We start from the raw sequence: 14,382 nt of genomic DNA, 5'->3' as shown, positions 1-14,382 counted from the left end.
CGATTATACGTGTGATAATTGAATATTTAATGGAATAACATTTTTATTTAGGCTGTATAAAAACAACAAAACACAATAATAATTTGCTATTTACTATATTTCTACAGTAAATGTAGGTTTATAATGTTGTTTTTTAGAATTAAAAATGTGTTACAGTTTCACGTTTATCTTAAAAATTAAGAATTGATAAGATAATTATTGTATTATTTAATCAAATACCATACATTATCTGTATATTAAAACAATAGAAAAATCACACGTAAACACATATTTAGGCATTAAATTGTGCAATCCGATGTTCTTAAAGAATTTATAGTTAATGTTATATATAATATACAGGGACAAGATATCGCGTGCTTCGATATATCTGGTAAAACTAATATTACAGATATTATGATTATTTGTACTGGTATGTCTCGTCGTCATGTAATTTCTATATCTCAAGAGATATTGCGTAAATCCCGTAGTTTAGGGTTACAGCCTTATGGCGCAGAAGGTATGAGCATTGGTGAATGGGTTTTAGTAGATTTAGGTGATTTAGTTATACATGTAATGCAGAAAGAAATTCGTAAATTATATGAATTAGAGAAGCTTTGGAACTAACATAAATTATAAATGTCTGTTTAGGACACAGTATTACGCATACATAGCAATGTATCTATTAAATAAGTGTATAATTATTTATATCGATGATTAATATTAGATATAAATAAATTTTGATTCAATGAAGTCCAATGGTCATCAAATTTTTCATAATTATTCAGCTGAGTCGTTGTTGTTTGCGCGTCGTATAACAATTGCATCTGTTTTTGTATTATTGATCATTGGCATTTTATTTATTCATCTATATCAGATACAGATAATTCATTTTGATATGTATACTACTCGTTCTAATGAAAATCGTATTAAGATTATTCCTATTCCACCTAAAAGAGGAATTATTTACGATCGCAATGGAATTGCTTTAGCATTAAATCGTACTATTTACCAATTAGAAATAGTTCCAGAGAATACAATTGATTTAAGCCATACGATTCATGAGTTGAAATTATTACTAAATTTAAGTGATCATGATATAGAATGTTTTGAAAAAAATCGGAAACGTTCTACCCAATTTGTTTCGTTACCTATTAAAATTGATTTAACGGAAGAACAACAAGCTCGATTTGCTGTTAATAGATTTAGGTTTTCCGGGGTAACAATCAAAAGTTATCAACGTCGTTACTATCCTTATGGATCCGATGTAACTCATGTTATCGGATACGTCGCTAAAATTAACGGGGAAGATATAAAAAGATTGAATAAGCAGGGTATTTTGGGTAAGTATGTTGCAGCTCCTAATATAGGAAAATTAGGTATTGAACGCTATTACGAAAATATTTTACATGGGACGCCAGGATATGGAGCTGTAGAAATAAATAATCGCGGGAAAGTGATTAGAGAATTATATAAAAAATCTCCGATACCAGGAAAAAATATTGTTTTAACATTAGATTTGAATTTACAACAGTATATTATAAAATTATTAGTAGGAAATCGGTCTTCTGTAATAGTTGTTGACCCTCGCAACGGAGGAATTCAAGCTTTAATTTCGCATCCTAGTTATAATCCAAACTTGTTTGTTGACGGTATCTCCAATACAGAATATAGTATTTTATTAAAGGATAACAATTGTCCTTTACTTAATCGTGCCACCCAAGGGGTATACCCTCCTGCATCTACAGTAAAACCTTATATTTCTGTATCTGCTTTAACATTGGGGGTGATTAATCAGAATTTTTTATTTTCTGATCCTGGTTGGTGGCAATTACCTGGTTCAGAAAAACGTTTTCGTGATTGGAAACGTTGGGGGCATGGAGAATTAAATATTACGAAAGCTCTTGAAGAATCTTCTGATACTTTTTTTTATCAAATAGCCTACAAAATGGGAATAGATAATTTATCAGAATGGATGAATAAATTTGGGTATGGTAGATATACTGGTATCGATCTATTCGAAGAATTAACTGGCGTGATGCCGACTAAGGCATGGAAAATACAACGTTTTAATCAACCATGGTATCAAGGAGATACGATACCGGTAGGAATCGGGCAAGGGTATTGGACCGCTACTCCTATACAAATGTCTAAAGCTTTAATTACTTTAATTAATGACGGTAACGTGCGCATTCCACATTTACTTGATAGTGTTTTATTGGAAAAAAATTGTGTTCCATACCATCAAACGGAATGTGACCAGGTAGGTGACCCGAAATCAAATGTATGGAAAATAGCTAAAGATGGAATGTTTGGAGCAGCCAATCGTCCAAATGGCACAGTAAGTGGGAGTTTTTCTGGCACTTCATATAAAGCAGCAGCCAAATCTGGTACAGCACAATTATTTAATTTAAAAAGTAACCAAAATTATGATCCAAGTAAGATTTCTGAATCTCTTAGGGATCATAAATTAATGACTGCTTTCGCTCCATACGAAAATCCCACGGTAGCTGTGGTAGTAATTTTAGAAAACGCTAGAATTGGAGTATCAATAGGATCAATTACAAGAAAAATATTTGATTATGTCTTATTGCAATAAATAAACATTTAATTGAGTTGTTTTTTATTTATTTTGTCAATCTAACTAGTTATCGTAATGCATCATGAGTCAAATTATTCGGAAAAATTCATTATGGAATAGGTACCATATTGATTTAACATTATTTCTATTAATTATTTGTTTATTATTATACGGAATTTTCATAATGTGGAGCGCGTGTGGTCAAAATTTTGAAATGATGCGACTCAAAGTGTTTCAAATTATAGGAGGGTTATTGTTGATGTTTTTTTTAGCACAAGTTCCACCCAGAACTTATGAATTTTGGACACCGTATATATATTTTTTATGTCTTATATTATTAATCTCAGTCAATATGATTGGTCAAATTAGCAAAGGAGCTCAACGTTGGTTAGATTTTGGTATTATAAGATTTCAGCCATCAGAAATAGTTAAGATTTCTGTTTTGCTCATGGTAGCGCGTTATATTGATAGGGAGCAGCATCCTCCATCCTTAAAAAATGTTGGTATTGTACTATTATTAATTATGATTCCTACCATATTTATGTTGTTACAACCAGATTTAGGCACAGCAATTTTAACAGTTAGTTCTGGATTTTTTGCACTATTTTTATCTGGAATTAGCTGGAAATTAATTGTATTTACATTATTACTCATGGTTTTATTTGCTCCTATATTTTGGTTTTTTTGTATGCACGATTACCAGCGATCTAGAATAGAGATTCTATTACATCCAGAAATCGATCCGCAAGGCGCCGGGTATCATATTATTCAATCAAAAATTGCTATCGGTTCAGGTGGTTTTACTGGAAAAGGATGGCTACATGGGACACAATCACAGTTAGAATTTTTACCAGAACGTCATACTGACTTTATTTTTTCAGTGATAGGAGAAGAACTAGGATTTTTTGGGATATTAATATTATTGTCGTTATATTTAGGGATTATACTGCGCGGACTCTTTATCGCTATCAACACGCAGCATATGTTTGGGCGATTAATTATTGGAAGTTTTATGTTAGTATTGTTTATGTATATATTCGTAAATGTTGGTATGGTTAGCGGTCTACTACCAATAGTAGGCATTCCATTGCCATTAATAAGTTACGGTGGTTCATCTTTATTAGTATTAATGGCAGGATTTGGCATTGTTATGTCAATAAACGGGCACAGAAAAATGATTTCTAAAATTTTATGAATTAGAAAACTCTATATAATATGTTATCAACGTTATTATAAATATCATTAATTTTGTGAAAAATTTAAAAATCTAAAAAAAATACAGGTGTATACACCACATTTTTTTTCAAAAAATAAAAATAATAATTAATATAAATATAATAATTTAATATGAATAATATTAAGAAATGATATGATATAATAGATTCGTGCGTACATAATCTAATTAATATGTAATGACATTACATGGGTAAATAAATATGCGTTATCAACAGATAAATAGATTTGAACTTATATAAATAATAAATGTATTAAATAATTGTATGCAGGAGTATTGTCACCATTTATTATTGATTATAGTTGATTTGGTGCGTACATGAGTTTTATTTGTTGTAAATTAAAATGACATGCTCTGTTTTAACAAAATTCTTCTAATTATTTATTTAAAGATCAATAATTTTTAAAAAATTATTTTAGTGTGTGTTCTTACGAATTTGCATGATACATGTAACTCCAGAAATTAGTAAGAACATTCCAATTAAAATTAAGGGAGATGGCCATAATTGTTGATGTATGCATGAATATATTAAACCTGCTACAGTTTCTACCACAATTAATGGTCCTATTAATGTTGTCGGTAATCTTTGGCTAGCTTCATTCCAAAAGAATGTCCCTAACCAAGAACAACAGAATCCAATTAATACCATCAAAAAAATAAAAAAAATCGGTCTAGGCCCGAAGGGTAATGCAAATTCATCTTGGATCAGATCCGAACACCAGATACATACAAAAAAATAAACGAGACACGATAGTGGTAACGTAACCATGCCTTGTGCATTAGCCCAAGTCATGGGCTTATTGTGTGGATGTGTTTTTAACCAATGTGCATTTCTTAATGCATACCATGCCCAACATAAAACAGAAACAATTGCCAAAATTATTCCGCTTACATATTGCCATATATTAAGTATAAAGAACTCAGCTCGCAATTCAGAAATATTTACACATAATAATCCCGTTCCCATTAAAAACAATGATATTAGTAAAGTATGGTTTGGTAATTTTTGTTCATTAGGAGAAATGATATGTGTTGTTACAGTTAACATTAGAGGTAATGTACCGATAATAGCAGTTGAAATTGGAACACCGATGCGTTGAATAGCGCTTGTTAAACAAGTATAATATACTATATGACCTGTTAAAACTAATTTTATTGCTTCTAACCAATCTTTTAATAATAATTTGCGTAAACGCGCTCTATCACACCATGATAGTGGTAATGAAATTAATCCAAACGCAATATAACGACCCGATGCTTGTAATATGCTGGGGTATTCTGGTATTAATAAAGGACCTATAAAAATCAATCCCCATAATAATCCTGAGATTACAGCAAAAGCAATTCCTAATATCATGATATTTTTACTATACTAATGAAATATGCTTGATACTATTATTTATTAAAAATCTATTTTTATTAAATCAAAAGCATATATTATCAAGTATACACATTTTTATTAAATCATGTTATATGAATTATTTAATTAAGACTGATTTATGTAATTGGTGTGATCAATTACATATGATGATATGCGCCCTATAGGATTCGAACCTATAACTTACAGCTTAGAAGGCTGTTACTCTATCCAATTGAGTTAAGAGCGCGTTACTTGTATATTTTACTAAATAATTATTCTTTTTTCGAGATATCTTATTAGATCATATATTTTCTTTTAAGAAATATATGCTTAGAGAAAGTATATAATTTAAAATTAATAGTAATATATATTACAGAAAATAATATCATCGTGTTAATATATAATTCATTGGATATATTTTAAAATGATCGCTAAGATAATTGATGGTAAATATGTTTCTGAAAAAATAAAACAAGAAATAGCTAAACAAGTACGTAAAAATATGAATTCCGGAAAACGTGCCCCAGGTTTGGCTATGATTCTAGTAGGACATAATCCAATTTCTCAGATATATGTAACTAATAAGAAAAAAGCATGTGAACAAGTGGGTTTGATTTCATTTCTTTATACTTTACCTATTACGGCTACAGAAAATGAGATTTTTCAATTAATTGAAACTTTAAATAATGATAATCGTATAGATGGTATTTTAATTCAGTTGCCATTACCAAATAAGTTAAATAAAATAAATGTTTTAGAACATATTGCTCCTGATAAGGATGTAGATGGTTTTCATCCATATAATGTCGGGCGTTTATGTCAACGATCTCCTACATTACGTCCTTGCACTTCTCGAGGTATTATTACTTTGTTAGAATGGTATAATATAGATATGTTTGTATTACATGCGGTTGTAGTTGGAGCATCAAATATCGTTGGTCGGCCTATGACTATGGAATTATTATTGGCAGGTTGTACGGTATCTGTTACTCATCGTTTTACTCAAAATTTGAAAATATACATTGAAAATGCTGATTTATTAATTGTGGCGGTAGGTCAAGCAAATTTTATTCCCGGTAGTTGGATAAAACAAGGGGCTATAGTCATAGATGTTGGTATTAATCGATTAAATAACGGAAATATAGTGGGTGATGTTCACTTTTCTAGCGCTTACGAACGAGCTGCATACATTACTCCTGTTCCGGGTGGAGTAGGTCCAATGACAGTAGTAACACTTATTCAAAATACCTTGCAAGCTTATGATGACCATCATTTAGTAAGATAATTTTTGTTTATTCCATTTTTAATTATTTTTATTACTATTTATATTATTTGAAATGCCATTTCGTTATTCCTGTAGGCCCATCTTCTAATGTTATTCCCATAACGGTTAATTTTTTTCGTATGCTATCAGCTAATTCCCATTGATTATTTTTTCGCGCAACTTCGCGGCATTGAATTAATTTTTGAATTTTTTCAAAATGACGATTTTTATTATGTTTTAATGTTATTTTTTTTAAAAAAATCTCTGGATTTTGATGTAATAATCCGATAATATTTGCTAAGTATTTTAAGGTAGCTGCCATACCTTGAGCAAGTAGTGAATGACCTTTAATTTTTAAATTATTTAATCTATGTGCTATATCAAATAATACTGAGTATGCCTCTGGTGTATTGAAGTCGTCATTCATTTTAGAAATAAATTTTGATATAAAATATTCTCCTTCATTATCACCTCCATTAGGCTGGATTGTAGGATTAGTATCTCGTAAAGCTATGTACAGCCGTTTTAAAGATGTTTGCGCATTTTTAAGATTATTGTCATTATACTTTAATTGACTACGATAATGAGCAGACATTAAAAAAAATCTTATTGTTTCAGGATCATAATGTTTTAAAATATCGCGTATGGTAAAAAAATTATTTAATGATTTTGACATTTTTTCATAGTTTAACAACAGAAGACCAGAATGCATCCATATATTTGCATAAGAAGTCTCATGAGCACATACGGATTGAGCAATTTCGTTGTCATGATGTGGAAAAATTAAATCTGATCCTCCACCATGAATGTCTATTTGATTCCCGAAAATGGAATAATTCATTGCTGAACATTCAATGTGCCATCCTGGACGTCCTAATCCCCATGGAGATGACCAACACGGCTCACCTAGTTTATTATTATATGTTGTTTTTTTCCACAATACAAAATCCATAGGGTTTTTTTTTATATTTGGTATTTTTAAGATATTATCATGTATTTTAGGTGGATTTTCTTTGTTAGATAAAACGCCATAATTGTGCATAGTTTCCACAGAAAACATTATATCTCCATTAGGGGCGGTATATGCGTGTTTTTTTGAAATTAACAAACAAATAAATTTAATGATTATATCAATATGTTCAGTTACTTTTGGTTCATAATTTGGGCGTAATATATTTAATGCATCTAAATCTAAATGCATTTCTTGAATCATACGATTCGTTAATTGTTGGGTAGTTTCATTATTTTCATAAGCTCTTTTTATAATTTTATCATCTATATCTGTAATATTTCGGACGTAACTCACCTGATATCCGCAATGACGTAAATAGCGAATAACACTATCAAATACTATAAATGTTCTGGCATGTCCGAGATGGCATAAATCATAGACTGTAACACCACAAACATATATTTTAATTTTACCAGCATTAATAGGTATAAACTTTTCTTTTTTTTTTGTTAAGGTATTAAAAATTTTAAGCATTTTAATTTATTCTACAATATACGCGGCGATATATTGGTCTTTAGTGTATATAAACCTCATAGGTTTACTAGAATCTTTAATCAGTATCATACTTTAATCTAATTAGTTGAGTGTTTGGAATCATCGCTTTCATATGCAAAACATAACACATACTATCTTAATCATAAGTATATGACAATGTTTATTGCATAGTCAGTATAATTATCATTGATAATTATATGACACGATTTAATTCCGTACACTATATTTGTATATAGCGCGGTGTTTATTTATATAAGTGTTTTATTTAATTATTAAATTTTTAACGAATAGTCTTGATCTGGAATGTTAAACATGTGATATTAATAATAACCATTATTATTCAATATGTGCGTACATGTCTATTTTATTTATTTCAGATGTTCATTTATCTACTAAATCTCCATATATTACTGATGGGTTTTTACGTTTTTTAAGTTATCGCGCAATGCGTGCTAAAGCTCTTTATATTTTAGGAGACTTGTTTGAAACTTGGTTAGGAGATGATGATTATAATCTATTACATATTAACATCGCCAAAGCTTTGAAAGCGTTAAATCAAAGAAGAATTTCATGTTATTTTATTCATGGAAATCATGATTTTTTATTAGGACAGAGGTATGCTAGAGCATGCGGAATGACGTTATTATCTTCTAATCAAGTTTTAAAATTAGCATCAGGAAAAAAAATAATCATTTTACATGGAGATATTCTTTGTGCTAATGATAATTCATATCAATTATTTAGAAAATATTTACGTCATATTATAGTACAGCGATTATTTTTATCGCTACCATTATCTATACGCTCACGAATATTCAGTGCTATACGTTCATGTTGTGTACAACATACAAAATATAAATCAAAAAAAAAATTAAATATTAATTTAAAAATAGCTACAGATATGTTAATTCAAAATAATGCGGATATTATGATTCACGGGCATACTCATCAACCTGCGATTCATAAGATTTACAGATCTAAAAAAAATGTTTTTAGAATAATAGTGCTAGGATGTTGGAATAAATACGGTTCAATGATAGAAGTAAATGAGAAAAATAATGATATCTTATTTACAGAATTTCCATTATATGAAATAACAAAGTATTAAATTTAGTATTTTTATATTAATCGTAATATATCTATATATGTTATATATATTTTTTATGGGAAATAACAATATTATTATTTAAAGTAATATTAAAATGATGTTAAGACGCACATACTCTGTCTTTATAGTATACGTATGAAATATAAATAGGAGTGTTTATTCCGTGTACTCATTAAGAGTATTTAAATATATGTGTGGTTTCCTTTTTTTTGTTAAGAATAAATATTTTAACTACGGTTGTGTTTGAAGATTTCTTCCAGCACTTGTGTTTGTTGTTTTATGATACAAAAATTATTAACAAACATTTAATCAAATAAATGTGAGCGCTGTAATATGATTACTCATTTTTGTTGTTAAAAGATAGTTGATTAATTAACAGAATTTAAATTTATCTTATTTAAAGAATAGAATAAAATATAATATGCTCTTTTTAAGATACCACGGTATACATAATGTGCGTGGTACAATACATATAGAAATTATATTAAAGAAGTCAATATAATCAGTGTTTTATAATTGTTATATATATTTAATTATACTACATACAATACTTAGAATAAAATTTCCTATTATATTTTTATAGTGAATTATAAAATAATTTATATATCCGTAATATTGTGTTGAATATTAATTATTTGATGACCGGATCTCAGTATTTGATTATGATACAAGTAATATATCCATATTTATGGTTTTTGATTAATTAGTGTTTAGTGTCCATTTATATATTTAAATTAATTATTAATACATGGTTATATTTTTTTAGGAATCAAACCAAAAAGTATAATTTTGATGAGATAACGAACGATTTTATACGCTGTTATTATCTATAATGATATTGATATTCATAAATAGGAACCGAAATGAAAAATGATAACAAGTATCATGAACTAATGATATTAATTAACTCTTTATAGATTTTAGAAATATCACGATTTCCATCAACAGAAAAATATTTCATTTTTTTATATTTCGATTCTTCTCGATAATAATCTAACACTGGTTCAGTGTGTTGGTAGTAATTACTTAATCGTTTACGTATAGCTTCTTCGTGGTCATCTTTTCGAGTAGTCAAAATTTCTCCGGTAATATCATCTAATCCATAATTTCTCGGCGGATTGAATTTAATATGATAAGTTCTACCAGAGCCTACATGTATTCTTCGGCCTGCAATACGATCAATAATCACAGAATCTGATGCAAAAAATTCTATGATGTAATTTACAAAAATTTTACATTGTTTCATAGATTTTGCTTGCAAAATTGTTCTAGGAAAACCATCCAATAAAAATCCATTACGACAGTCATTTTGATTAATACGTGTGCTAATTAATTGCACCATAAATTCATCATTTACTAAATCACCAGTATGCATAATATTTTTGTGAAGTTCATAGGACTTATGTGTACTTCTAGTTAGTGCTTGACGCAACATCGTGCCTGTAGAAATATTTGGAATGTTATACTTATTTGCAATAAGATGAGCTTGTGTTCCTTTTCCGGATCCAGGAGGACCTAAAAATATAATACGTATCAAATTTAATTCTCAATAAAATTATAAAAATTTAGTAAACGATGCTTATGATATGTTAAAACATTATCTACTTAATACTTAGATATAAATAACAGCCTTTTATTCAAACATATATTTTAGTTTATATTAATCAGATTTTAACAATTGTTATTGTATCATAACTAAAATATAAAATTATATTTTATTAATTGATTACTTTAGATTATAAAAGTAATGTTTCTATTTATATTGTATAAATAACCAGTCAACAATTAAATTAAAAACAAATTAATATATTTAATAGGATTGCGAATATTTATGTACATTTTTAAATTAATTTCTTTGCATGTGGTTGTTTAATGAATAATTTTTAAATTTTGTTATACATGAAGGTTGGGCATTGGTTTGATTCAATTGGTTATTGTATCGCTTTAATGATTAATGAAAAATAAATTTTATTACTTAATAATTTTTTAATTTAATTTTTTGATCATTAAATACATAAAATAATAGTTAATTATTATAAAAATCACGGTAGTAGTTCTATTAATTAATGAAAAATTACATTTTTTAAAAATATGCAATTGATATTAATTTGCTATATTACATTATAATTTCGATGTAATTGAGAGATAGTGTATTTTATTTAATTAATTTTTATAAGTTTTTATTCTGATCATAAAGTACTTGAATATCATTTTCATCTATTTCAGCATCAAAAAAAGATTTAATCATTTTAACGTACGGATCACTTGAAAATTCTTTCTTTATTAATGATATTTTTTCTTTATATAAAGTATATAAATGTTCCATTGGTGTTTTTATTGCATAATTGTCATCTTTTTTTATATGTAATTTTATTGCTATACCTATATTATTGCTAAGTGATTTTTGTATGATATTACGGAGTTCTGTAGAATTTAAATGTTGGTAATCAGAACGAACATGTAAGCATATCTCATCTGAAGAAATTTTTTCTTTCCACGAATTCATAACTAATTTTTTTGCTAATTTTGGTAACGACAAACGATATATTTGTGATATCCATAAATTATTGTTTATTGCTTTTTGAAGTATTTCTTTTATGAAATCGGGCATATTTTGATGGTTTCTATGTAAATTTTCTTTATTATTACTGTTATTACTAAATTCTAAATATCCTGATAAATCTTTATTAATTTTTTCGAAACGATCAGAACTATTTTTTAAAATTATTGTATTAATACTGGCAAATCGTTCTAATATATCTTTTATTTTTTTTTGAGATTCTAAAGTTAAATTTGATTTTTTTTCTATGACATTTAACTTGTCACGTTCTTTATATTGTAATAGCTTTGATCGAGCTTCTAATATTGTAGAAGTAATATCCCTAGTATCTCTACTAGAGACAGATTTTGAAATTTTAGGTTTGGTATTATCCGAATTTAATTCGGATTTTTTAAAATTTAAAAGTAATATATTATTTGTTTTTTTTAATTTTTCTGTATTTAATACATTCTTACTACCTTGATTATGATTTTTTTTTTGGAAAAGATCAGTAGCAATATGTTGTGTATCATTAGTATTTATCTCGACATTATTATTTGAGCATACAGATTTTTTAAGTATATGATCATTATCATCACCATTACCATTTTTTTTGTTTGCTATGTCTACATCAGGACGAAAAGCTAATGCTCGTAACATGGTCATTTCTATTCCCATGCGATGACTAGGAGCGTAAGGCAATTCGCGACGACCTAATAGAAATATCTGATAATATAATTGTACATTTTCCGGAGTAATACGATTACTTAATCTACGCATACGTTGATTGATATGTTGTGTTACATTGTTATCCTCTTTTTGTACAGAATTTGACAGAAATTGACCTATAGCTATTTTCTGCAAGATAGTAAGAATTTCATTGAAAACATAATCCCAATGAACTCCTAAAACAGTCAAATTTTCAATTTGGTGCATAATATTATGTATATCTTCATCAATTAAGCTCTCGATTAAACATAATGGATGTTCGATATTCGATATACCAAACATATTATTAATAACATTATTAGTTATCTCATTATTTCCTAAGACAATAGCTTGTTCTGCCAAACTAAGCGCATCACGCATACTTCCTTTTGATGCATATGCTAACGATTCTAAAGCAGAAGTTTCTATGTTTATGTTTTCTTTATGAAAGATATATGTTAGTTGATTTATAATTTGAGAAATGTTTAGAGGTTTCAAGTAAAACTGTAAACACCGGGATAAGATAGTCTCCGGTAATTTTTGGTATTCAGTAGTAACCAAAATAAATTTAACATGTGTAGGTGGTTCTTCTAACGTCTTTAATAAAGCATTGAAACTGTGACGGGATAACATATGTACTTCATCTATAAGATATACTTTAAAGCGACCTCGAGATGGCATGTATTGTACATTATCTAGAAATTCCCTAGTATCTTCTACTTTAGTGCGTGATGCTGCGTCTATTTCAATCAGATCAATAAAACAACCTAATTCAATATCTTTGCAATTATTACATTGACCACACATGGTATATGTTGTTCCTTGTTCACAGTTTAATCCTTTTGCGAATAATCGAGCAATAGTAGTTTTTCCTACTCCTCTTGTACCAGATAATATATAAGCGTGGTGAATTTTATTTAATGAAAAAGTATGTGTTATTGCTTGAATGATGTGTTCTTGCCCTACAATATCAGAAAATTTTTTTGGTCGCCACTTACGGGCGAGTACTTGATAACTCATCAGAATATAACTCATATAGTAATTATTATAAATATAAGAACTAAAACTTATTGGTTTAGTGGGGTATATTTTAATGATTAGAGAACGTCACTAAACTATAGGAATTTATTCCTATTTCCTTTAATAATGATTTTCCACCTAGATTTTCTAAATCTATTATAAATCCAGCATGATTTACTTCTCCTCCTAACCGTCTGATTAATTTTACCGCTGCTGCAATTGTTCCGCCCGTTGCTAGTAAATCATCTATGATTAAAACTTGGTCACCTGGAGTAATAGAATCGGTGTGTATTTCTAAGAATCCATTATCATATTCTAAAATATATGGCTCTCTAATAGTATCACGGGGTAACCTTCCTGATTTACGGGCTGGAATAAAACCTAGTTTCAGTATTAGTGCTAATGGAGCACTGAATAAGAATCCTCTAGCTTCTATACCTACTACTTTAGTTAATTTATGATTTCTATAATAATAGGCCAAAAGAGTAATGCTTGCTGAATATGCTTGAGGATTTTTTAACAATTCAGTGATGTCTCGAAATAAAATGCCTTTTTTTGGATAATTAGGTACAAATTGGATACTTTTTTTGATCAATTCTAATTGTTGATCCGTAACATTTGTCATATTTTTTCCAAAATAAAAACAATATTTATTTGAATTTGTATACATTTATACATAAATTTTATTTTGCCACTAAATTTTATTAAATTATTTTATTCGTAAAAGAACATTATATATTTGTATAATTTATAATATCGTTTTTCAATAAAAAATTTAAATATGATACATGTGCCTTATATATATTTTTAGTGAAAATTTCAAGTGTTTATTTTAAATAAATGAACATTTTTTGTAAGAATATTTTCAATACAGTAGTAATATAAATATATATAATTGAAATATGCATTCAATTATTTAGTTATTAACAATAAATAAGTACATTTTATTTTTTAATATAATATGTAAAATGGCGATATAGTTATATAAAAATGTATTTTAGGATAAAAAATTATTAAATTTGAATAAATTGTCAAATATTATTAGAAATTTGTAAATTTTTTGTTTAAATATATTTAATTATTAG

The 14,382-nt window shown here is 27.8% G+C and carries 10 protein-coding genes and 1 tRNA gene; 5 read left to right on the top strand and 6 right to left on the bottom strand.

The features are described from left to right. The first annotated feature begins 285 nt into the window (after window positions 1-285). The 3 genes from rsfS to rodA all read left to right on the top strand — a co-directional run bounded on the left by rsfS (window position 286) and on the right by rodA (window position 3,752). Window positions 286-603 (top strand): ribosome silencing factor, encoded by a 318-nt coding sequence (gene rsfS / locus BPEN_RS01565; protein ID WP_011282855.1) that lies wholly within the window; start codon window positions 286-288, stop codon window positions 601-603. 121 nt (window positions 604-724) lie between these two features. Next, window positions 725-2,575: a peptidoglycan DD-transpeptidase MrdA gene (gene mrdA / locus BPEN_RS01560; protein ID WP_011282854.1), complete on the top strand. Its 1,851-nt coding sequence runs from the start codon at window positions 725-727 to the stop codon at window positions 2,573-2,575. 64 nt (window positions 2,576-2,639) lie between these two features. Next, entirely contained in the window at window positions 2,640-3,752 is a 1,113-nt protein-coding gene (rodA, locus tag BPEN_RS01555; protein ID WP_011282853.1) for a rod shape-determining protein RodA, read from the top strand. A 454-nt stretch (window positions 3,753-4,206) separates the two neighbouring features. Here rodA and BPEN_RS01550 read toward each other — a convergent pair whose 3' ends face one another. Next, window positions 4,207-5,148, bottom strand: a complete 942-nt coding sequence (locus tag BPEN_RS01550) for a DMT family transporter (protein WP_011282852.1) — start codon at window positions 5,146-5,148, stop codon at window positions 4,207-4,209. 176 nt (window positions 5,149-5,324) lie between these two features. Beyond that, a tRNA-Arg gene (locus BPEN_RS01545) sits at window positions 5,325-5,398 on the bottom strand. A 177-nt stretch (window positions 5,399-5,575) separates the two neighbouring features. Here BPEN_RS01545 and folD point away from each other — a divergent pair. Then, complete coding sequence (gene folD / locus BPEN_RS01540) at window positions 5,576-6,436, top strand: bifunctional methylenetetrahydrofolate dehydrogenase/methenyltetrahydrofolate cyclohydrolase FolD (RefSeq protein ID WP_011282851.1); 861 nt, start codon at window positions 5,576-5,578, stop codon at window positions 6,434-6,436. Between the two features lie 43 nt (window positions 6,437-6,479). Here the strand turns inward: folD and cysS are convergent, their stop codons facing one another. Continuing rightward, a complete protein-coding gene (gene cysS / locus BPEN_RS01535; protein ID WP_011282850.1) occupies window positions 6,480-7,901 on the bottom strand; it encodes a cysteine--tRNA ligase in 1,422 nt (473 codons plus the stop codon). Window positions 7,902-8,277: 376 nt separating this feature from the next. Between cysS and BPEN_RS01530 the strand changes: the two genes are divergently transcribed. Further along, on the top strand, window positions 8,278-9,030 hold the full coding sequence (locus BPEN_RS01530) for a UDP-2,3-diacylglucosamine diphosphatase (RefSeq protein ID WP_011282849.1): 753 nt from the start codon (window positions 8,278-8,280) through the stop codon (window positions 9,028-9,030). Window positions 9,031-9,913: 883 nt separating this feature from the next. Here BPEN_RS01530 and adk read toward each other — a convergent pair. From adk to apt, 3 genes are all read right to left on the bottom strand, one after another. Beyond that, a complete protein-coding gene (adk, locus tag BPEN_RS01525; protein ID WP_041567561.1) occupies window positions 9,914-10,564 on the bottom strand; it encodes an adenylate kinase in 651 nt (216 codons plus the stop codon). 636 nt (window positions 10,565-11,200) lie between these two features. Beyond that, window positions 11,201-13,297: a DNA polymerase III subunit gamma/tau gene (dnaX, locus tag BPEN_RS01520; protein ID WP_011282847.1), complete on the bottom strand. Its 2,097-nt coding sequence runs from the start codon at window positions 13,295-13,297 to the stop codon at window positions 11,201-11,203. A gap of 70 nt (window positions 13,298-13,367) precedes the next feature. Then, a complete protein-coding gene (apt, locus tag BPEN_RS01515) occupies window positions 13,368-13,922 on the bottom strand; it encodes an adenine phosphoribosyltransferase (RefSeq protein ID WP_011282846.1) in 555 nt (184 codons plus the stop codon). Window positions 13,923-14,382 lie beyond the last annotated feature (460 nt).

Source organism: Candidatus Blochmanniella pennsylvanica str. BPEN (assembly GCF_000011745.1).
GTDB lineage: Bacteria > Pseudomonadota > Gammaproteobacteria > Enterobacterales > Enterobacteriaceae > Blochmanniella > Blochmanniella pennsylvanica.
Note: the sequence above shows the minus strand (reverse complement) of the source record. Positions and strands in the feature narration are given on the sequence as shown.